Origin of the sequence: Streptomyces sp. MI02-7b (genome assembly GCF_033793585.1) — a bacterium.
GTDB lineage: Bacteria > Actinomycetota > Actinomycetes > Streptomycetales > Streptomycetaceae > Actinacidiphila.
The window spans coordinates 88,924-109,494 of sequence record NZ_JARAWX010000027.1 but is presented as its reverse complement, the minus strand read 5'-3'; the positions used below and the strand labels follow the sequence as shown (position 1 = coordinate 109,494).

Sequence of the window (20,571 nt, the reverse complement as noted above, 5' to 3'; positions counted from 1 at the left end):
GGGCGGGGCAGGCGCGCGCCGCAGGGCGGCCGTGCCCGCGATCGCCGCCGCGCCGAGCAGCAGACCGCTCGCCCGCAGGGCCGCCCCGGTGCCGGTCGCGGCGCCGGACAGGACGCCCGCGGTCAGCAGTCCGCACAGGCCGAGCGCGGTGCCGCACACAGTGGCGGTCAGGCGGGGGCCGGGGCGCGCGGCGCGCAGCGCGGCCACCGTGTCGAGTGCGGAAGTCGCGAGCAGCGCCGCCGCCGTCGCGTAGCCGGACCGCGCGGCCGACGCCCAGAGGAGCAGGGGAAGTTGGGCCAGCACGAACGCCAGGGGCCCGGGCAGCACGAGGCGCGGCAGCAGCCGGGCGCAAGCGGCCCAGGCGGCGCTCACGACGGCCAGGGCGACCGCCGCGTAGCGCAGGCCGTCCGGTTCGGGGAAGGCCACCCGCCGCAGGGCGTAGGCGTCGAGGAGCAGCAGCACCAGGGCGAGGCATGCCACGACCTCCGCCGTCGCCACCAGCGAGCGCCGCAGGAGCAGTACGGGGACGCCCGCGGCGGCCAGCGTGAGGACACCCAGGACCGCGGAGCGGCCGGCGATGCCGAGGTGGCCCCAGCTGATGACGGTGAAGGCGACCGCGGCGACCGCCAGGAGCAGCCCGCCCAGCGCCAGCAGCAGGTTCTGCACCGTCCGAGGCGAGGCGTCGGACGCCGCAATCGGCTTGCCCCACACGGGAGTCGGCGGGGCCGGGAAGGCGGGCCGCAGGTGGGCGAGGAGCTGCGCGCGCCGCATGAGCAGCCGGCCGCGTTCGGCGTCAAGGCGCCGGATCGCGCGGTCGGTGTCGCGCAGTTCGTCGGCGGCCGGCCCCACCAGCGTCGTCCCGCACCGCGGGCAGGCCGGCGTCGGCGCCATCGGCGGGACGGGTGCGGGCAGGTACCAGCCGCAGCCGGGACAGCGATCGGTGTGCGGGCGGGTCGGGTCCATGCGTCGGAGTGTGGCGCCGGGCCCGGCCCGGCGTCATGCGCGCGGCTACTCAGATGCGCGCTGAGTACGCACACTGGCTCCATGGACTGGAGCCGCTACCGCTTCCGCACGCTGTGGGAGCTGCCCGCGCCGCCCGAGGCGGTCTACGGCCTGCTGGAGCGGCCGGATCAGTACCCGTCGTGGTGGCCGCAGATCCGCGAGGTGCGGCAGACGGGCGAGACCGTGGGCATGCTGCGCTTCCGCTCGGTCCTGCCGTACGACCTGATGGTGACCGCGCGGCAGACCCGGCGCGACCCGGCGGCGCGGGTCCTGGAGGCGGCGATGAGCGGCGACCTGGAGGGCTGGGTGCGTTGGACGGTCGGCGCGGGCGGGACGGGCGGCGGCACGCGCCTGCTGTTCGAGGAGGACGTGATCGTCAACAAGCCGCTGATGCGCCGGCTCGCCGTGCTGTGCCGTCCGCTGTTCCGGGCCAACCACGCGCTGATGATGCGGCGGGGCAGGCGCGGTCTCGCGGCCCGGCTGGACCGCGACGCGGCGGACGGCGGCCAAGTGGTTTGAACGCAGTGCCCCGGGCCCTGTATGGTTCAGGACGTTCCCGGGCGATTAGCTCAGCGGGAGAGCACTTCGTTCACACCGAAGGGGTCACTGGTTCGATCCCAGTATCGCCCACGCACCACGGAAGGCCGGTCCTCAAGGACCGGCCTTCCGCCGTTGCGCGTGCCGCGGTCCTGACGCCCTACGCCGCGGGCTCCTCCGACGCGGTGACCGGGGCGGAGGGGCGCAGCGGCCAGGCCGGGTCGACCCGCTCGTCCGTGCCGCTGCGGGCGAACCAGGCCTGCAGCCCCCGTGCCTGACCGGCGTGCCACAGGGCCTGACGGGCGTGCAGTTCGGCCGGCGGCATCGTGCCTATGCGCTCGGCGAAGCGCCGTCCCAGTTCGCGCACGAGGGCCAGCGCGGCGAGCGCGTCCGCGGAGGCGTCGTGCGCGTCGGTCAGGGCCACTCCGTAGTGCGCGCACAGATCGGTGAGCGTGCGGCGGCCCTTGCGGTAGCGGTCGACGTACTTGTCCAGCACCCGAGGATCGAGCACCCGCAGCGGCCCGCGCACCAGGTAGCCGTCCAGGGCGGTGCCGCGGTGCCTGCGCAACTCGCGGTCCAGCAGGGTGAGATCGAAGGGCGCGTTCATCACCACCAGGGGCACGCCCAGGGCGGCCTGGTCGGCGAGTGCCCGGGCCATCTCCTCCATGACCGGGCCCGGCCGGCGGCCGTTGGCCCGCAAGTAGGCGTCGTCCAGGCCGTGCACCGCTCGGGCGCCGTCCGGGACCGGCACGCCGGGGTCGATCAGCCAGCCGGTCGTGCGCGGCGGCGCGTGCGGCGTGTCCTGCACCACCAGCGCGGCGGAGACCACACGGTCCCGCTCGACGTCCACGCCGGTGGTCTCGGTGTCGAAGGCGGCCAATGGGCCGTCGTACCAGTGCGGCATGGCGCACCCCCCGTACAAAGGTGACGAATTGACGGATCGCTCACTGTGATGAGTACCCGTGACCGGATGTCACCGAACCCGGCTCGTTTGTGACTTGACGTCGATGGGGATGGACAGGGTACGGGGAATCACCAGGAGTCCCGCGGCCCGGAGAGGCACGGAGAGCGATGGCGCTCGAGCAGCCCATACCGGGCGGGCTGCTGCCGGGGCGGGTCGCACCGCTGCGGGGCGGGCTCGCCACCACCACCAGCATGGAAACCCTGCAGGTGGGCTATCTGCACGCGGTCGCCGCGGCCGCGGGTTGTTCGCTCGCCCAGCCCTTTCCGGACAACGGGATCGACTGGCACATAAGTCACAGTTCACGTGGCCACGACATCGACGACGAGGTCACGATCAAGGTGCAGCTCAAGTGCACCTACCAGGTGGCGCCACGTCCGCCCGGGCCGACCTTCGCCTTCACGCTCGAGAACGAGCACCTGGTGAAGCTGGCCCGGTCGCCGGTGTCGGTGCACAAGATCCTGGTGGTGATGCTCGTGCCGCGCACGCAGGAGGACTGGCTGCGGGCCGGCCACGACCGGCTGGAACTGCGACACTGCTGCTACTGGACGAACCTCGCCGGCCACGCCGTGACCGGCAAGCGCAAGACCACCGTGCGGATACCCACCGCGCGGATCTTCGACGACCGCGCCCTGTGCGAGATCATGACCCGGGTCGGGGCGGGAGGGAGGCCCTGATGAGCCGGCCGGCCGACGACGCAATCGTGCCGCCCGACCCCGAGCGGGTCGACCCCGGAGTGCTCACCGCCCTGCTGGCCCGCCACGGCTGGCAGTTGCGCGGCGGCACACCCGGCCGCTACACGCGCTGGACGCCGCCCGGCGACACCGGGGCCTCCGCCCGTATGAGCCTCCTGGTGCCCGACCGGCGGGGCGAAGTCCGTTACGCGGATCACGAGGAACTGCTCGGCGAGGCGCTGGACGCCCTCGCCCGCTGCGGCGTGCCCTCGGCGCGTGAGGTGCTGACCGCGCTCGCCGTGCCGGGTGACGAGATCCGCTGGCAGCGTTCGGTGCCGCTGATCGACGGGGCGGCCGTGACGTGGACCGCGGCCGAGCAGCTGCGTTCGGCCGCCCGGATCATGCTCATGGCCGCGGCCCGCGCCGAACGGGACCGCTGGGGCTATTTCGGCCAGCGGCACACCGGCCACGCCTCCGCCTACCTGGAGCAGGTGCTCGTCGGCCCCGCTCCGGCGGGACACCAACTCACCGCCTACTCGCCGGTCCCGGAGGGGCGGTCCGTCACCGCGACGCTGCTGCGCGCGCTGCAGGCCGCCCGGGACGCGGTGGACTACCAGCGCACCACCGGCGGCATGGAGGCCTTCGACGCCGCCGTGGGCCTGGGGGTCTGCCATGAGCTGGCCGACTCCCTGATCCGTCTGATACGCGGGACCGAGGGCGTGGTCGTCACCCTGTCCTGGGCCCCGGGGGCGGGGCCACCGGCCGGCTTCGCGGCCGTGCCCGAGCCGGTCGAGTTCTCCCCCGGCGATCTGCCGGCCCTGGAGGCCGCCAGCGAGCGCTACGTGCGGGAGGAGCCGTCGGTGGACGTGCGCGTCACCGGGACGGTCACCCGGCTGCGCCGCCCGCGGCCCTCCGGCAGCGGCACGGTGCGGCTGCGGGTGCTGGCGGGGGCGGACGTCCGGCACATCCGGGTGCGCCTGGCCGAGGACGCCTACCGGATCGCCGCCCAGGCGCATCTGGTGGGACTGCCGATCCGGCTGTCGGGCCGGCTGGAGACCCGCACCGGCTTCCGGTACCTGACGCACCCGACCGCGCCGACGCCGGTCCACGTCGACGAGGCCGACCGCGACCGGCTGCTGAAGGCGCTGCACGGCGGGGTCGACACCTTCGAGGACTCCTTCGGCGGGTGACGCGCCCTCCCGGCAGCGATCACTTCGCGGCGGACCCGCGGGGCTCGGTAGGATTCAGCGGTGCAGCTTCCGCTGCCGGGCCCCATTGGGACATACGTCAGGAGAGACCGGTGTCAGACGTCCGTGTGACCATCAAACGCGATTCCGATGAGCGGGAAGAGCGCGTGGTGACCACGGGCACGACGGCCGCCGAGCTCTTCGAGGGCGACCGCACCGTCGTCGCCGCGCGCGTCGCCGGTCAGCTGAAGGACCTCGCGTACGAGATCGCCGACGGCGACGAGGTCGAGGCCGTGGAGATCGGCAGCCAGGACGGCCTCGACATCCTGCGCCACTCCACCGCGCACGTGATGGCGCAGGCCGTGCAGGAGCTCTTCCCGGAGGCGAAGCTCGGCATCGGCCCGCCCATCAAGGACGGCTTCTACTACGACTTCGACGTCGAGACGCCCTTCCACCCCGACGACCTCAAGCGCATCGAGAAGAAGATGCAGGAGATCGTCAAGCGGGGTCAGCGCTTCTCCCGCCGTGCCGTCACTGACGACACCGCCCGCGAGGAGCTGGCCGGCGAGCCGTACAAGCTGGAGCTGATCGGCCTCAAGGGCTCCGCCGCCGACGCGGCCGAGGGCGCCTCCGCCGAGGTCGGCGCCGGCGAGCTGACCATCTACGACAACCTGGACGCCAAGACCGGCGAGCTGTGCTGGAAGGACCTCTGCCGCGGTCCCCACCTGCCCACCACCCGGATCATCCCGGCGTTCAAGCTGATGCGCTCAGCCGCCGCCTACTGGCGCGGCAGCGAGAAGAACAAGCAGCTGCAGCGCATCTACGGCACCGCCTGGCCGTCCAGGGACGAGCTGAAGGAATACCTGGACTTCCTCGTCGAGGCCGAGAAGCGCGACCACCGCAAGCTCGGCTCCGAGCTGGACCTGTTCTCCATCCCGGAGCAGATCGGTTCGGGCCTCGCGGTCTTCCACCCCAAGGGCGGCATCATCCGCCGGGTCATGGAGGACTACTCGCGCCGCCGGCACGAGGAGGAGGGGTACGAGTTCGTCTACACCCCGCACGCCACCAAGGGGAAGCTCTTCGAGACCTCGGGCCACCTGGACTGGTACGCCGACGGCATGTACCCGCCCATGCAGCTGGACGAGGGCGTCGACTACTACCTCAAGCCCATGAACTGCCCGATGCACAACCTGATCTTCGACGCCCGTGGCCGGTCGTACCGTGAACTGCCGCTGCGGCTCTTCGAGTTCGGCACCGTGTACCGGTACGAGAAGTCGGGCGTCGTGCACGGCCTCACCCGCGCCCGCGGCTTCACGCAGGACGACGCGCACATCTACTGCACCCGCGAGCAGATGGCCGAGGAGCTCGACAAGACGCTCACCTTCGTCCTCAACCTGCTGCGCGACTACGGCCTCACCGACTTCTACCTCGAGCTGTCCACCAAGGACCCGGTGAAGTACGTCGGTTCGGACGAGACCTGGGACGAGGCCACCGAGGTCCTGCGCCAAGTGGCCGAGAAGCAGGGCCTGCCGCTCGTCCCGGACCCCGGCGGCGCCGCCTTCTACGGCCCGAAGATCTCCGTCCAGGCCAAGGACGCCATCGGCCGCACCTGGCAGATGTCGACCGTCCAGCTCGACTTCAACCTGCCCGAGCGCTTCGACCTGGAGTACACGGCGGCCGACGGCTCCAAACAGCGCCCGGTCATGATCCACCGCGCGCTCTTCGGTTCCATCGAGCGCTTCTTCGCGGTGCTGCTGGAGCACTACGCGGGCGCCTTCCCGGCGTGGCTGGCCCCTGTGCAGGCGGTCGGCATCCCGATCGGCGACGCGCACGTGTCGTACCTGGAGGACTTCGCCGCCGAGGCGCGCAAGAAGGGCCTGCGGGTCGAGGTGGACGGCTCCGCGGACCGCATGCAGAAGAAGATCCGCAACGCCCAGAAGAGCAAGGTGCCCTTCATGGTCATCGTCGGTGACGAGGACATGGCCGCGGGCACGGTCTCCTTCCGCTACCGCGACGGCTCGCAGAAGAACGGCATCCCGCGCGACGAGGCCCTCGCCGAGATCGCCAAGGCCGTCGAGGACCGCGTCCAGGTCTGACGGCCGGCCCCGCCCGTACGGCGTGCAAGGGCCCCCGGGAGGACTACCCGTCCCCCGGGGGCCCTTGTCCGTCCCCGCGCTCCTCGGGACGGCGGAAGCTCTTGGTCAGCCAGGACGAGAAGGAGCCGACGACCGCGCCGATCAGGACGACGCCCAGGATCATCACGCCGGCCCCGATCAGCCGCCCCTTGGCCGTGACGGGCACCACGTCGCCGTAGCCGGTCGTGGTCACGGCGGAGCAGGCCCACCACACCGCGTCGCCGTAGGTGCGGATGGTGGCGCCGGGTGCCTGCCGCTCGGTCGCGTACACCTGCACGCTCGCCGCGAAGCCCAGCAGCAGCGTGGTGAGCCCGGCGTAGGACATCACCCGGGCCTCCAGGGAGAGCCGGGGCCGTTCCTGGCGGCTCTGCACGGTGGAGTAGTTCTGCAGGATGCGCAGCGGACGCAGCAGGGGCATGATCACCACCACCAGGTCCAGCCAGCGGCGGCGCACATAGGACCAGCGGTGGGGTGCCACCGCCACCCGCAGCAGATAGTCGGCGATGAAGAAGGCCCAGGTCACGACGGTGATCAGCAGCAGGAGGTCACGCACGTCGCGCGGCAGGCCGTGAGCCAGCACACGCACGGCGTAGGTGACGAGGAACACCAGGGACGACAGGGACAGCGGCACGCTCCCGCGGCGCTCCCACTCGCGCAGCCGCCGCTCGTCTTGCAAGGGCATGGGGCCAGCATCCTGCGCTGCGCGGGGGAGCGCCCCCGGCGACACGCTGACCGGGGCCGACGCCATATGCTGCAAGGCATGACGAGTGAGCCGGAACTGCAGAACGGAGTGGGGACGCAGGACGCGTTCCAGCGCCTGTGGACGCCGCACCGCATGGCGTACATCCAGGGTGAGAACAAGCCGACCGGCCCCGGGGCCGGGGACGGCTGTCCCTTCTGCGCGATTCCGGAGATGAGCGACGAGGACGGGCTGGTCATCGCCCGTGGCACCGCCGTGTACGCGGTCCTCAACCTCTACCCGTACAACGGCGGTCACCTGATGGTGGTCCCGTACCGCCATGTCGCCGACTACACCGACCTCGACCTGGCGGAGACCGCCGAGCTGGCGGACTTCACCAAGCGGGCCATGGCCGCCCTCCGGTCGGCCTCGGGCGCCCACGGCTTCAACATCGGCATGAACCAGGGTGCCGTCGCCGGTGCCGGGATCGCCGCGCACCTGCACCAGCACGTGGTGCCGCGCTGGGGCGGCGACACCAACTTCATGCCGGTGGTCGGGCACACCAAGGTGCTGCCGCAGCTCCTCGCGGACACCCGCAAGATGCTCGCGGACGCCTGGCCCACCGGCTGACCCGGCGGCCTGCGACCGCCGGGGACGGTGTCAGTAGACGTCGGCCTCGGACGGGGTGGCGCTCTGCACCGCGGTGCTCAGGAAGAGCGAGCGGCTGGCGAACTTCTCGGTGTCCACGCCGTTCTCCCGCATGACCTCGATGGCGGCGGAGTGGACCGCGCGCAGCACCGGGGTGGCCGCGCGCAGGGCGTCGTCGGCCATGAAGCGGTGCGTCCAGGGCGCCGAGGCCCAGGTGTGCCGCAGCCCGAAAGGCTCGGGAAGGACGATCTTGCCGCCCAGGTACTCCAGCACCTGGGGGAAGCGGGACAGCGGCGCGCGGGCGGCGAGCCGCACCACCTCGTCGCTCTCGACCAGCGGCATGGCGACCGTCCTGGTCTCCCAGAACTTCACCGGGTGGCTGACCTTCTTCTCCTTGGGGTCGGGCGCCGAGGTGAAGAGCGAGTGCACGGGACCCAGGGCGTGACCGGTGACCTCCACGCGCAGGGTGCTCGCCAGCACGGTCACGGTGACCAGCAGGGTTATCACCAACTGCCCGTCCCACAGGACGAACTGGACCCCGAGGTAGTGGCGGTTGCCCTTGCCGAACTGCTGCTCGTTGCAGATCCGCTGTATCTCGAAGTCCCTGACGGTGTAGCCCTCGACGTCGGCCCCGGTGGGCCGGGTGACCTTCTTGGCGCCCTCACCGATCGGCGCGACGATCCAATGGCGTATGACCGGCTTGGGGAAGCCGCCCGTGTGCAGCGGGCCGCGCTCCAGCTCGCGCAGCCGGCCGTGCACCGCCTTGATGACGTCCCAGCTGCGGAACGGGTGGATCTCGCCGAGGCCTTCCCGCGGGGTCAGCTCCTCGGCCATCTGCCAGTCGCCCCAGCGGGTTCCCATGCCGAGTATGCCCTTGGGCCCGGCGTAGAAGACCACGTTGCTCTGCTGCTCGGCGGAGAGCTTGGCCAGGCTCTGGCGCAGCTTCTCGGCCCGGGTCTCGTTGGGGTTGCGGGGCACCGCCTCGGGGATCTTGGCGCCCACGCCGCTGCCGGAGACCAGCCCCGCCCAGCGGTCCCGCAGGTCCTTGGCGGTCCGTTCGCAGATCCGCTTCGCCCAGAACCAGCCGAGCACCGGCGCGACCATCATGACGCGCAGGTACTGCGACCAGAAGCCGGTCAGTGGCGGGTTGAGGACGAAGAGGACGGCGAAGAAGCCGACCACCAGCAGCACGACGGAGCCCAGCAGCCCGGTGCGCGACCCCTCGGCCTTCTTGATCGTGCTGCGCAGTTGGAACGCGCCCAGCCAGAGCAGCACGCCGGGCAGGAAGACCAGGCCGAAGACGACCATGATGCCGGTCAGCCGGTTGTCCCGCTCCTGCCGGATGCGATTGGCGGCCAGGCAGTGCTCGACGACGGTCTGCGGCTCGGCACCGAAGGACTGCACCAGTTCGTTGCGCGCCGCGCCGAGCATCCGGTTCTGCACGGCGCGGGCGAAGGCCTCGCCCAAGTTGGCCTGCAGCAATGAGAGTTTGGGAGGGGTGACGACGGTCATGCCCGCGTCCGCCTCGGACAGCGCGTCGAGCTTGCCGTCCCGGTAGGCGGCCGAGGCCAGCGCCTGGGTGGCGGCCGTCTGGCCGTCGGCGCCGCTCAGCGGGATCTGCGCGCCCGGGCTCAGGAAGTCGTAACTGTTGCTCACTAGCGCCCCCTCCTCGTGCCGTCCGCGCAGGCGAAAGCCCGTCCGGCACATTCCCCGGCCACAGCCTCGGCATTCCTCCCGTGCTGCCCACACAGCGTATACGGGTGTGTGACATGCGTCATGGGCCCGACGGAACTTGATCGTTCCGCCGGGCCCGCCGACTTGTGCCGCCCGTGGGCTACTTGGCGCCCACCTCCTGGGCGTGCTGCTCTCTCAGCTTGGCCGCCAGTTGCGGAGGCATCGGCTCGTGCCTGGCGTGGATGCGCCGGTAGCGACCCATTCCGTGCGAGAGCGAACGCAGATCGACCGCGTAGCGACCGATCTCTATCTCCGGCACTTCGGCCCGTACGAGGGTGCGGCCCTGCCCGACGGGTTCGGTGCCCAGCACCCGGCCCCGGCGGCCGGACAGATCGCTCATGACCGGCCCGACGTACTCGTCGGGCACCATCACCTGGACCTCGCTCACCGGCTCCAGCAGATGGATGCGGCAGTGCGACGCCGCCTCGCGCAGGGCGAGCGCGCCCGCGGTCTGGAAGGCCGCGTCCGAGGAGTCCACCGAGTGCGCCTTGCCGTCGACGAGCGTGATCCGGATGTCCTCCACCGGGAAGCCCAGCGCCACGCCCCGGGCGGCCTGCGCCCGTACGCCCTTCTCCACCGACGGGATGAACTGCCGCGGCACGGCGCCGCCGACGACCTTGTCGACGAACTCGATGCCGGAACCGACCGGCAGCGGCTCGACCTCGATGTCGCAGATCGCGAACTGGCCGTGCCCGCCGGACTGCTTGACGTGCCGGCCCCGTGCCGTCGCCTTCTCGCCGAACGTCTCGCGCAGCGCCACCTTGTGCGGGATCGAGTCCACCTGGACCCCGTAGCGGGTGCGCAACCGCTCCAGCGCGACGTCGACGTGGGCCTCGCCCAGGCACCACAGGACCACCTGGTTGGTGTCCGGGTTCTGCTCCAGCCGCATCGTCGGGTCCTCGGCGACCAGCCGGGACAGGCCCATCGACAGCTTGTCCTCGTCGGCCTTGCTGTGCGCCCGGATGGCGACCGGCAGCAGCGGGTCGGGCATCAGCCACGGCTCCATCAGCAGCGGGTCGTCCTTGGAGGAGAGCGTGTCGCCGGTCTCCGCCCGGGTCAGCTTCGCCACGCACGCCAGGTCCCCCGCGACGCAGTGCGGCACCGGCCGCTGCTGCTTGCCGAAGGGCGAGGACAGCGCGCCGATCCGCTCGTCCACGTCGTGGTCCTCGTGACCCCGGTCCTCCAGCCCGTGCCCGGAGACATGGACGGTCTCGTCGGGGCGCAGCGTGCCGGAGAAGACCCGCACCAGGCTGATCCGGCCCACGTACGGGTCGGAGTAGGTCTTGACCACCTCGGCCGCCAGCGGCCCGTCCGGGTCGCAGGTCAGCTGGTCGTGCGGCGTGCCCTGCGGGGTGCTGACCCGCGGGACCTCGCGTTCCAGCGGGGTCGGGAAGCCACCCGTGATCAGTTCGAGCAGCTCCACGGTGCCGATGCCCTGCGTGCAGCCCTCCGCCGCGGGGGCGGCGGCGAGCACGGGGTGGAACGAGCCGCGGGCGACGGCCCGTTCGAGGTCCTGGACCAGGGTCTTCCGGTCCAGCTCCTCGCCGCCGAGGTAGCGGTCCATGAGGGTCTCGTCCTCGCTCTCGGCGATGATCCCCTCGATGAGCCGGGCCCGGGCCTCGTCGATCACCGGCACGTCGTCGGGCGCGGGCGTGCCCTCCTCCCGGTCGCCCGAGCAGTAGTCGTAGATCCGCTGCGACAGCAGCCCGATCAGACCCGTCACCGGCCGGTGCCCGTCGCCGCCGGCGCTCTCCTGGCCGTGCAGCGGCAGGTACAGCGGCAGCACGGACTCGGGGGAGTCGCCGCCGAAGACCTGGCGGCAGGTCTCGGTCATCTCCTCGAAGGAGGCGCGTGCCGCCTCCAAATGGGTGATGACCACCGCGCGCGGCATGCCGACCGCCGCGCACTCGTCCCAGACCATGCGGGTCGCGCCGTCCACGCCGTCGGCGGCCGAGACGACGAACAGGGCCGCGTCCGCAGCGCGCAGACCGGCCCTGAGCTCACCCACGAAGTCGGCATAGCCGGGGGTGTCGAGCAGATTGATCTTGATTCCGTCCCATTCGACCGGGACGAGCGACAACTGCACCGAGCGCTGCTGGCGGTGCTCGATCTCGTCGTGGTCGGAGACCGTGCCGCCGTCGGCGACGTGCCCGGCGCGGTTCACCGACCCGGTGGCCAGGGCGAGTGCCTCGACCAGTGTCGTCTTCCCGGAGCCACTGTGGCCGACCAGCACCACGTTGCGTACGTCGGCGGGCCGGTCGGCCGCCGATGCCCTTCCGGCGGCTCCTGGGCCTGCGTCTCTCCTGTCACCCATGTGCCTCGCCTCCCGGTCCGTCACGGCATGGGGACTGCGCGCCACGGGAGACCACCCGACCAGGGCGGCCTCTGCGGCGCCCGCGGTAATTCGACCTTCCCACGCGCGTCACGGTGCGTCCATACGTCGTACGTGTGCCCGTGGGGCGGGAGCCCGGCGCATCCGGAACACCCCACCTGGCTACGATGGGCCAGCCGGGCGGCCGCCGGAGCCGCGCCGGGCACCACCGACCTCCGGGAAGGCCATGCTGAACAAGTACGCGCGTGCATTCTTCACGCGTGTTCTCACACCGTTCGCCGCGTTTCTGCTGCGCCTGGGCGTCAGCCCGGACACGGTCACGCTGATCGGCACCGGAGGCGTGGTCGCGGGAGCGCTGGTCTTCTACCCCAGGGGCGAGTTCTTCTGGGGCACGGTCGTGATCACGCTCTTCGTCTTCTCCGACCTGGTCGACGGCAACATGGCCCGCCAGGCCGGCGTCTCCAGCCGGTGGGGGGCGTTCCTCGACTCCACGCTCGACCGGGTCGCCGACGCGGCCATCTTCGGCGGCCTCGCCCTGTGGTACGCCGGGGGCGGCGACGACCTCGTGCTGTGCGCGGTGACGATCTTCTGCCTCGCCAGCGGTCAGGTGGTGTCGTACACCAAGGCACGTGGCGAGAGCATCGGCCTCCCGGTCGCCGTCAACGGGCTCGTCGAGCGCGCCGAGCGCCTGGTGATCTCGCTGGTGGCCTGCGGTTTCGCCGGTCTGCACAAGTTCGGCGTGCCGGGCATCCAGTGGCTGCTGCCGATCGCGCTGTGGATCGTTGCCGTCGGCAGCCTGGTCACGCTGGTGCAGCGGGTGATCACCGTGCGCCGGGAGGCCTTCGAGGCCGACGCCGCGGCGCGCGAAGGAAGCGGGGCGGCGTGAAGGACCGGCTGACCGACGCGCTGTACGGACTGGGCTGGGGCGCGGTCAAGCGCCTCCCCGAGCCGGTGGCGAACGGCCTGGGGCGCGCGGTGGCCGACTTCGCGTGGAGCCGGCGCGGCAAGGGCGTGACCCGGCTGGAGAACAACCTGGCGCGGGTCGTGCCGGACGCCGACGGGGCCCGCCTGCGCGAGCTGTCCAGGGCCGGCATGCGCTCCTACCTGCGCTACTGGATGGAGTCCTTCCGGCTGCCCGCGTGGAGCGAGGAACGCGTCCGCGAGGGCTTCGCCGCCGAGGGCCTGCACCACCTGGAGGACGGCCTGGCCGCGGGCCGCGGTGTCGTCCTCGCCCTGCCGCACATGGCCAACTGGGACCTCGCCGGCGCCTGGGTCACCACCAAGCTCGGCGTGCCCTTCACCACCGTCGCCGAGCGCCTCAAGCCGGAGACTCTGTACGACCGGTTCGTCGCCTATCGCGAGGGCCTGGGCATGGAGGTGCTGCCGCACACCGGCGGCGCCGCCTTCGGCACCCTGGCGCGGCGGCTGCGCGACGGCGGCCTGGTCTGCCTGGTGGCGGACCGCGACCTGTCCGCCTCAGGCGTCCCGGTGGACTTCTTCGGCGCGCGCGCCCGGATGCCTGCCGGGCCCGCGCTGCTCGCCGTGCAGACCGGCGCGCTCCTGCTGCCGGTCACCCTCTGGTACGACGCCTCGCGGACCCTCCAGGGCCGCGTCCACCCCCCTGTGGAGGTCCCCGAGGGCGGCACGCGCACCGAGAGGACCGCCGCCATGACGCAGCGGCTCGCGGACGTCTTCGCCGCCGGGATCGCCGAGCACCCCGAGGACTGGCACATGCTGCAACGGCTGTGGCTCGAGGACCTCGAAGCCCGTCCGGAGGAGCCGGCCGGCACCGGTGTTCCCGGGCAACCCGGCGGGTCCGTCGCGGCGTCCCCTCCCGTGTCCGGCACCGCCTCCGACCGCTCCGGAACGGAGAAATCTTGAGGATCGGGATTGTCAGCCCGTACTCCTGGGACGTCCCCGGAGGCGTCCAGTTCCACATCCGCGACCTGGCCGAGCACCTGATCGCGCTCGGCCACGAGGTCTCCGTTTTGGCCCCCGCGGACGACGACACCCCGCTGCCGCCCTACGTCGTCTCCTCGGGACGGGCCGTCCCCGTCCCGTACAACGGCTCGGTGGCCCGCCTCAACTTCGGCTTCCTGTCGGCCGCCCGGGTGCGGCGCTGGCTGCACGAGGGCGCCTTCGACGTCATCCACGTCCACGAGCCCTCGTCGCCCTCGCTGGGGCTGCTCACCTGCTGGGCGGCGCAGGGGCCGATCGTGGCCACGTTCCACACCTCGAACCCCCGCTCGCGGGCGATGATCGCCGCCTACCCCATCCTCCAGGCCGCCCTGGAGAAGATCAGCGCCCGCATCGCGGTCAGCGAGTACGCGCGGCGCACTCTGGTCGAGCACCTGGGCGGGGACGCCGTGGTCATCCCCAACGGCGTCGATGTGCGCTTCTTCGCCGAGGCCCAGCCCAAGTCCGAGTGGCAGAACGGGACGATCGGCTTCATCGGGCGCATCGACGAGCCCCGCAAGGGGCTGCCCGTGCTCATGAAGGCGCTTCCCCGGATCCTCGCGGAGCGCCCCGGTACCCGCCTGCTGGTCGCCGGGCGCGGCGACGAGAAGGAGGCCGTGGAGGACCTGCCCGCGGACATGCGCTCGCGCGTGGAGTTCCTCGGCATGGTCAGCGACGAGGACAAGGCGCGCCTGCTGCGCAGCGTCGACCTGTACGTCGCGCCGAACACCGGCGGCGAGAGCTTCGGGATCATCCTGGTCGAGGCGATGTCGGCGGGCGCCCCGGTGCTCGCCAGCGACCTGGACGCCTTCCGCCAGGTGCTCGACCAGGGAGCGGCCGGCGAGGTCTTCCCCAACGAGGACCCGCAGGCCCTCGCGGAGGCGGCGGTACGGCTGCTCGGCGACCCCGAGCGCCGGGCCCAGCTGCGCGAACTCGGCTCGCGGCACGTGCGGCGCTTCGACTGGTCCAGGGTGGCCTCGGACATCCTGGCGGTCTACGAGACGGTCACCGCGGGCGCCGCGGCGGTGGCCGCCGACGAGCGCGTCGGGCTGCGCGCCCGGTTCGGCTTCGCGCGCGACTGAGCCGTCGCGAGGGGTGACGGTCCGCCGCCCGGCGGGCCGCGCCCCGCGCACCGGTAGCCTTGCCGCCCGTGACCACCATCATCTGGGTGGCCGTGGCGGTTGTCGCCATCGGCCTCTATCTGAGCTGGACCGCGGGCCGGCTGGACCGGCTGCACGCGCGCATCGACGCCGCCCGCGCCGCGCTGGACGCACAGCTGCTGCGCAGGGCCTCGGTGGCCCAGGAGCTCGCCACGGCGGGCGTGCTGGACCCGGCGGCCAGCATCGTGCTCTACGAGGCCGCGCACTCGGCCCGGCAGGCGGAGGACGACCAGCGCGAGGTGGCCGAGAGCGAGCTGAGCCAGGCGCTGCGGGCGGTGTTCTCCGAGGCCGACGCGGTCGACGCCGTGCGGCAGGCGCCCGGCGGCGAGGACACCGCCCGGGAACTCACCCAGGCGGTGCGCCGCGTGCCGATGGCCCGCCGCTTCCACAACGACGCCGTGCGCGCCGCCCGGGCGCTGCGCGCCCACCGCAAGGTGCGCTGGTTCCGGCTCGCCGGGCACGCCCCGCGGCCGGTGACGTTCGAAATGGACGACGAGCCCCCGGCCGTCCTCACCGCGGACGGCGCGGCAGGCCACTGAGGCGCGATTGGCCCTTTTCCGGTCCACTTCGCGCGGTCCACCATGGGATACAGGGCAAATGCCGCTCCCCCCAGAAGTCCCGTCGCCGAGTGAGGTCACCGTGTCCAGCACGCTTCCCAGCACCCCCCAGTCCCCTGAGACCGGCACCGCGCGCGTGAAGCGCGGCATGGCCGAGCAGCTCAAGGGCGGCGTGATCATGGACGTCGTCACCCCGGACCAGGCGAAGATCGCCGAGGACGCCGGCGCGGTGGCCGTCATGGCCCTGGAGCGGGTCCCGGCCGACATCCGCAAGGACGGCGGCGTGGCGCGCATGTCCGACCCGGACATGATCGAGGGCATCATCGAGGCCGTCTCGATCCCGGTCATGGCCAAGTCCCGCATCGGCCACTTCGTCGAGGCCCAGGTGCTGCAGTCGCTCGGCGTCGACTACATCGACGAGTCCGAGGTCCTCACCCCGGCCGACGAGGTCAACCACTCCGACAAGTGGGCGTTCACCACGCCCTTCGTCTGCGGCGCCACCAACCTGGGCGAGGCCCTGCGCCGCATCGCCGAGGGCGCGGCCATGATCCGCTCCAAGGGCGAGGCCGGCACCGGCAACGTCGTGGAGGCGGTCCGCCACCTGCGCCAGATCAAGAACGAGATCGCCCGCCTGCGCGGCTACGACAACCACGAGCTGTACGCCGCCGCCAAGGAGCTGCGCGCCCCCTACGAGCTCGTCAAGGAGGTCGCCGAGCTCGGCAAGCTGCCGGTCGTGCTGTTCTCGGCCGGCGGTGTGGCCACCCCGGCCGACGCCGCGCTGATGCGGCAGCTCGGTGCCGAGGGCGTCTTCGTCGGCTCCGGCATCTTCAAGTCCGGCGACCCGGCCAAGCGCGCCGCCGCCATCGTGAAGGCCACCACCTTCTACGACGACCCGAAGATCATCGCGGACGCCTCCCGCAACCTGGGCGAGGCCATGGTCGGCATCAACTGCGACACCCTGCCCGAGACCGAGCGGTACGCCAACCGCGGCTGGTGAGCGCCCCGCGACGGGCGGGCCGGTGACGGCCTGCCCGTCCGCCGTGCCCGACCCAGACCTCCGGAAGGCTCCACCGTGCCACCCCTGTCACGCAGTACTCCGACCGTCGGCGTCCTCGCCCTCCAGGGCGACGTCCGTGAGCACCTCGTCGCCCTCGCCGAAGCCGACGCCCTCGCCCGCCCGGTCCGCCGGCCCGAGGAACTGGCCGAGATCGACGGTCTGGTGATCCCCGGCGGCGAGTCGACCACCATGTCCAAGCTGGCCGTGCTCTTCGGCATGATGCAGCCGCTGCGCGAGCGCATCCGCGAGGGCCTGCCGGTCTACGGGACCTGCGCCGGCATGATCATGCTCGCCGACAAGATCCTGGACGGCCGCGACGACCAGGAGACCTTCGGCGGGATCGACATGACCGTGCGGCGCAACGCCTTCGGACGGCAGAACGAGTCCTTCGAGACCGCGGTCGAGGTCGAGGGCGTCGACGGCGGCCCGGTGGAGGGCGTCTTCATCCGCGCCCCCTGGGTCGAGTCCACCGGCAGCGGGGTCGCCTCGCTGGCCCGACTCGACGACGGCACGGTCGTCGCCGTGCGCCAGGGCGACCTGCTGGCCACCTCGTTCCACCCCGAACTGACCGGGGACCACCGGGTGCACCGCTACTTCGTCGACATGGTGCGCGCCGCCGGGTGACACGATCCCGGTAGGATCGCAGTGTTCGTGAAGCAATCGGTGACGTGAAGGAGACAGGCTGATGTCCGGCCACTCTAAATGGGCTACGACGAAGCACAAGAAGGCCGTGATTGACGCCAAGCGCGGCAAGCTCTTCGCGAAGCTGATCAAGAACATCGAAGTCGCGGCACGCGCCGGCGGTGCCGACATCTCCGGCAACCCGACCCTCTTCGACGCCATCCAGAAGGCGAAGAAGAGCTCGGTGCCCAACAAGAACATCGACAGCGCGGTCAAGCGCGGTGCCGGTCTCGAGGCGGGCGGTGCCGACTACGAGACGATCATGTACGAGGGCTACGGCCCGAACGGTGTCGCGGTGCTCATCGAGTGCCTCACCGACAACCGCAACCGTGCCGCCTCCGACGTGCGCGTCGCGATGACCCGCAACGGCGGCTCCATGGCCGACCCGGGCTCGGTGTCGTACCTGTTCCACCGCAAGGGCGTCGTGATCGTCCCCAAGGCCGAGCTCTCCGAGGACGACGTGCTCGGCGCGGTCCTGGAGGCGGGCGCCGAGGAGGTCAACGACCTCGGTGAGTCCTTCGAGGTGCTGAGCGAGGCCACCGACCTGGTCGCGGTCCGCTCCGCGCTCCAGGAGGCGGGCATCGACTACGACTCCGCGGAGGCCAACTTCGTCCCCACCATGCAGGTGGAACTGGACGAGGAGGGCGCCCGGAAGATCTTCAAGCTCATCGACGCGCTCGAGGACAGCGACGACGTGCAGAACGTCTTCGCCAACTTCGACGTCTCCGACGAGATCATGGAGAAGGTCGACGCCTGAGCGGCCCCGGCGCCGTACGGCTCGCGCGGCGGCCCGGTGGGGACACACCCCCACCGGGCCGCCGTCGTTGTCGGTGCCACCCGATAACCTCCAGGAACGGCTGAACAGCTGACCGAAGGAGGGAGGGGCGCGGTGCGTGTGCTCGGCGTGGACCCGGGACTGACCCGGTGCGGTGTCGGCGTGGTGGACGGCGCCCCCGGAACACCCCTGCGGATGGCCGGAGTCGGGGTGGTCCGCACCCCCGCGGACGCCGACATCGGCGAGCGCCTCGTCCTCGTCGAACGCGGCATCGAGGCCTGGCTGGACGAGTACCGGCCCCAAGCCGTCGCCGTGGAACGGGTGTTCAGCCAGCACAACGTCCGCACCGTGATGGGCACGGCGCAGGCGAGCGCGGTGGCCATCCTGTGCGCCTCGCGCCGCGGCCTGCCGGTGCACCTGCACACCCCCAGCGAGGTCAAGGCCGCCGTCACCGGCAGCGGCCGGGCCGACAAGGCCCAGGTGGGCGCCATGGTCACCCGGCTGCTGCGGCTGGACGCCCCGCCCAAGCCCGCGGACGCCGCCGACGCGCTGGCGCTGGCCATCTGTCACATCTGGCGCGGCACCGCGACCAATCGCCTGCAGCAGGCGCACGCGGCCGCCCGAGCACGAATCCAGGAGCGCACCTCATGATCGCCTTCGTCAGCGGGCCCGTCGCGGCCCTCGCCCCCGACACCGCGGTGATCGAGGTCGGCGGGATCGGCATGGCCGTGCAGTGCGCCCCGGGCACCCTGGCCGCGCTCCGGCTGGGCGAGCAGGCCCGGCTGGCCACCTCCCTGGTGGTGCGCGAGGACTCCCTGACCCTCTACGGCTTCGCCGACGACGACGAACGCCAGGTCTTCGAGCTGCTGCAGACCGCCAGCGGCGTCGGCCCCCGGCTGGCCCAGGCGATGCTGGCCGTGCACACGCCCGACGCCCTGCGCGCCGCCGTCGCCACGGGTGACGAGAAGGCGCTCACCCTGGTGCCGGGCATCGGCAAGAAGGGCGCCCAGCGCCTTCTGCTGGAGCTCAAGGACCGTCTGGGCGCACCCGTGGGCAGCGCGGCCGCCCGTCCCGCCGCGGCCGCCGGGCCCGCCTCCTGGCGCGAGCAGCTGCACACCGCGCTCATCGGCCTGGGCTACCAGCCCCGTGAGGCGGAGGAGGCCGTCGCGGCCGTCGCCCCGCAGGCCGAGGCGAGTGCCGAACCGCACGTCGGCGCCCTCCTGCGGGCCGCCCTGCAGACCCTGAACCGGACCCGCTGAACCCCCGCCCGCTGACCGCAGTCCGCTGACCGTAAGGCGCACCGAAGTGAACTGGGACGACGAGTCCGTACCGACCACCGCCGATCGTCTGGTCGGCGCCTCCGCCGACGGCGAGGACCAGGCCGTCGAAGCGGCTCTGCGGCCCAAGGCGCTGGACGAGTTCGTCGGCCAGGAAAGGGTCCGCGAACAACTGGACCTGGTCCTCAAGGCCGCCCGCCAACGGGGCGGCACCGCGGACCATGTGCTGCTCTCCGGCGCGCCCGGGCTCGGCAAGACCACCCTGTCCATGATCATCGCGGCCGAGATGGGCGCTCCCATCCGCATCACCTCGGGCCCCGCGATCCAGCACGCGGGCGACCTCGCCGCGATCCTGTCCTCCCTCGCCGAGGGGGAGGTGCTCTTCCTCGACGAGATCCACCGGATGTCCCGGCCCGCCGAGGAGATGCTCTACATGGCGATGGAGGACTTCCGCGTCGACGTCATCGTCGGCAAGGGCCCCGGCGCCACCGCCATCCCCCTGGAACTGCCCCCGTTCACGCTCGTCGGCGCCACCACCCGGGCCGGACTGCTGCCGCCGCCGCTGCGCGACCGCTTCGGCTTCACCGGCCACATGGAGTTCTACGCCCCGGCCGAACTGGAGCGCGTCATCCACCGCTCCGCCCGGCTCCTGGACGTCGGCATCGAGGCCGACGGCGCCGCGGAGATCGCCGGCCGCTCCCGCGGCACCCCGCGCATCGCCAACCGACTCCTGCGCCGCGTCCGCGACTTCGCCCAGGTCAAGGCCGACGGCAGGATCACCCGGGAGATCGCCGCGCGCGCCCTGGACGTCTACGAGGTCGACGGCCGCGGCCTGGACCGGCTGGACCGGGCCGTTCTGCAGGCGCTGCTCAAGCTCTTCGGCGGCGGGCCCGTGGGGCTGTCGACACTGGCGGTGGCCGTGGGGGAGGAGCGCGAGACGGTGGAGGAGGTGGCCGAGCCGTTCCTGGTGCGCGAGGGGCTGTTGGCGCGCACACCGCGCGGTCGGGTGGCCACTCGCGCCGCGTGGGCACACCTTGGACTCGTGCCCCCGCAGGGCGGCGGACCCGGGCAAGACGGGCTCTTCGGCCCTTGACGGCGGGGAGACTCGCCGCCGCAGGAACCACGGTGTAATGCTTGGCGTTGTTCCAGCGGCGAACGAACGCTTAGACTCCGCCGACGTCGTCCTCCGGAACGACGACCCAAGCCCGCAGATCCCGTA

The 20,571-nt window shown here is 72.2% G+C and carries 19 protein-coding genes, 1 tRNA gene and 1 pseudogene; 16 read left to right on the top strand and 5 right to left on the bottom strand.

Annotation, left to right across the window (positions count from 1 at the left end; all coding sequences use genetic code 11):
- Positions 1–963: pseudogene (locus PV364_RS33600) on the bottom strand (hypothetical protein); the annotation flags it as partial.
- Positions 964–1,044: 81 nt separating this feature from the next.
- Here PV364_RS33600 and PV364_RS33595 point away from each other — a divergent pair.
- Complete coding sequence (locus PV364_RS33595; RefSeq protein WP_319664403.1) at positions 1,045–1,521, top strand: SRPBCC family protein; 477 nt, start codon at positions 1,045–1,047, stop codon at positions 1,519–1,521.
- Between the two features lie 39 nt (positions 1,522–1,560).
- A tRNA-Val gene (locus PV364_RS33590) sits at positions 1,561–1,632 on the top strand.
- A gap of 67 nt (positions 1,633–1,699) precedes the next feature.
- Here the strand turns inward: PV364_RS33590 and PV364_RS33585 are convergent.
- The gene (locus PV364_RS33585; RefSeq protein WP_319664402.1) at positions 1,700–2,443 is read right to left on the bottom strand and encodes an exonuclease domain-containing protein; all 744 of its coding nucleotides are present in this window, start codon (positions 2,441–2,443) and stop codon (positions 1,700–1,702) included.
- Positions 2,444–2,610: 167 nt separating this feature from the next.
- Between PV364_RS33585 and PV364_RS33580 the strand changes: the two genes are divergently transcribed.
- The 3 genes from PV364_RS33580 (at position 2,611) to thrS (ending at position 6,457) form a co-directional block, all read left to right on the top strand.
- Positions 2,611–3,177 carry a DUF4365 domain-containing protein gene (locus tag PV364_RS33580; protein WP_319664400.1) on the top strand — a complete coding sequence of 189 codons (567 nt, stop codon included), beginning with the start codon at positions 2,611–2,613 and terminating at the stop codon, positions 3,175–3,177.
- The gene (locus tag PV364_RS33575; protein ID WP_319664399.1) at positions 3,177–4,364 is read left to right on the top strand and encodes a hypothetical protein; all 1,188 of its coding nucleotides are present in this window, start codon (positions 3,177–3,179) and stop codon (positions 4,362–4,364) included. Before PV364_RS33580 ends, PV364_RS33575 begins: the two co-directional genes overlap by 1 nt.
- A gap of 110 nt (positions 4,365–4,474) precedes the next feature.
- The gene (gene thrS / locus PV364_RS33570; protein WP_319664397.1) at positions 4,475–6,457 is read left to right on the top strand and encodes a threonine--tRNA ligase; all 1,983 of its coding nucleotides are present in this window, start codon (positions 4,475–4,477) and stop codon (positions 6,455–6,457) included.
- Positions 6,458–6,500: 43 nt separating this feature from the next.
- Here thrS and PV364_RS33565 read toward each other — a convergent pair whose 3' ends face one another.
- Positions 6,501–7,178: a potassium channel family protein gene (locus tag PV364_RS33565; RefSeq protein WP_319664396.1), complete on the bottom strand. Its 678-nt coding sequence runs from the start codon at positions 7,176–7,178 to the stop codon at positions 6,501–6,503.
- A 66-nt stretch (positions 7,179–7,244) separates the two neighbouring features.
- Between PV364_RS33565 and PV364_RS33560 the strand changes: the two genes are divergently transcribed.
- Entirely contained in the window at positions 7,245–7,805 is a 561-nt protein-coding gene (locus tag PV364_RS33560; protein WP_319664394.1) for an HIT domain-containing protein, read from the top strand.
- A 30-nt stretch (positions 7,806–7,835) separates the two neighbouring features.
- Here PV364_RS33560 and PV364_RS33555 read toward each other — a convergent pair whose 3' ends face one another.
- Both PV364_RS33555 and PV364_RS33550 read right to left on the bottom strand, forming a co-directional pair.
- Positions 7,836–9,530 carry a hypothetical protein gene (locus PV364_RS33555; protein ID WP_319664393.1) on the bottom strand — a complete coding sequence of 565 codons (1,695 nt, stop codon included), beginning with the start codon at positions 9,528–9,530 and terminating at the stop codon, positions 7,836–7,838.
- Positions 9,531–9,657: 127 nt separating this feature from the next.
- On the bottom strand, positions 9,658–11,871 hold the full coding sequence (locus PV364_RS33550; RefSeq protein ID WP_319664391.1) for an elongation factor G-like protein EF-G2: 2,214 nt from the start codon (positions 11,869–11,871) through the stop codon (positions 9,658–9,660).
- Positions 11,872–12,115: 244 nt separating this feature from the next.
- On the opposite strand from PV364_RS33550, the gene pgsA reads away from it, so the two are divergent.
- From pgsA to ruvB, 10 genes are all read left to right on the top strand, one after another.
- Positions 12,116–12,775: a phosphatidylinositol phosphate synthase gene (gene pgsA / locus PV364_RS33545; protein ID WP_401979074.1), complete on the top strand. Its 660-nt coding sequence runs from the start codon at positions 12,116–12,118 to the stop codon at positions 12,773–12,775.
- Positions 12,772–13,770, top strand: coding sequence for a phosphatidylinositol mannoside acyltransferase (locus PV364_RS33540; protein ID WP_319664389.1), 999 nt, complete (start codon positions 12,772–12,774; stop codon positions 13,768–13,770). The genes pgsA and PV364_RS33540 overlap by 4 nt, the downstream gene beginning before the upstream one ends.
- Positions 13,767–14,927, top strand: coding sequence for a glycosyltransferase family 4 protein (locus PV364_RS33535; RefSeq protein WP_319664388.1), 1,161 nt, complete (start codon positions 13,767–13,769; stop codon positions 14,925–14,927). The genes PV364_RS33540 and PV364_RS33535 overlap by 4 nt, the downstream gene beginning before the upstream one ends.
- 59 nt (positions 14,928–14,986) lie before the next feature.
- Positions 14,987–15,544 carry a hypothetical protein gene (locus tag PV364_RS33530; protein WP_319664386.1) on the top strand — a complete coding sequence of 186 codons (558 nt, stop codon included), beginning with the start codon at positions 14,987–14,989 and terminating at the stop codon, positions 15,542–15,544.
- A gap of 58 nt (positions 15,545–15,602) precedes the next feature.
- Positions 15,603–16,559 (top strand): pyridoxal 5'-phosphate synthase lyase subunit PdxS, encoded by a 957-nt coding sequence (gene pdxS / locus PV364_RS33525; protein WP_319664384.1) that lies wholly within the window; start codon positions 15,603–15,605, stop codon positions 16,557–16,559.
- Positions 16,560–16,643: 84 nt separating this feature from the next.
- Positions 16,644–17,243 carry a pyridoxal 5'-phosphate synthase glutaminase subunit PdxT gene (pdxT, locus tag PV364_RS33520; protein WP_319664410.1) on the top strand — a complete coding sequence of 200 codons (600 nt, stop codon included), beginning with the start codon at positions 16,644–16,646 and terminating at the stop codon, positions 17,241–17,243.
- 61 nt (positions 17,244–17,304) lie between these two features.
- Positions 17,305–18,057 carry a YebC/PmpR family DNA-binding transcriptional regulator gene (locus tag PV364_RS33515; RefSeq protein ID WP_319664383.1) on the top strand — a complete coding sequence of 251 codons (753 nt, stop codon included), beginning with the start codon at positions 17,305–17,307 and terminating at the stop codon, positions 18,055–18,057.
- 132 nt (positions 18,058–18,189) lie between these two features.
- On the top strand, positions 18,190–18,726 hold the full coding sequence (gene ruvC, locus PV364_RS33510; RefSeq protein WP_319664382.1) for a crossover junction endodeoxyribonuclease RuvC: 537 nt from the start codon (positions 18,190–18,192) through the stop codon (positions 18,724–18,726).
- Complete coding sequence (gene ruvA, locus PV364_RS33505) at positions 18,723–19,334, top strand: Holliday junction branch migration protein RuvA (protein WP_319664381.1); 612 nt, start codon at positions 18,723–18,725, stop codon at positions 19,332–19,334. Before ruvC ends, ruvA begins: the two co-directional genes overlap by 4 nt.
- Positions 19,335–19,380: 46 nt before the next feature.
- Positions 19,381–20,445: a Holliday junction branch migration DNA helicase RuvB gene (gene ruvB, locus PV364_RS33500; RefSeq protein ID WP_319664380.1), complete on the top strand. Its 1,065-nt coding sequence runs from the start codon at positions 19,381–19,383 to the stop codon at positions 20,443–20,445.
- Positions 20,446–20,571: the final 126 nt, after the last annotated feature.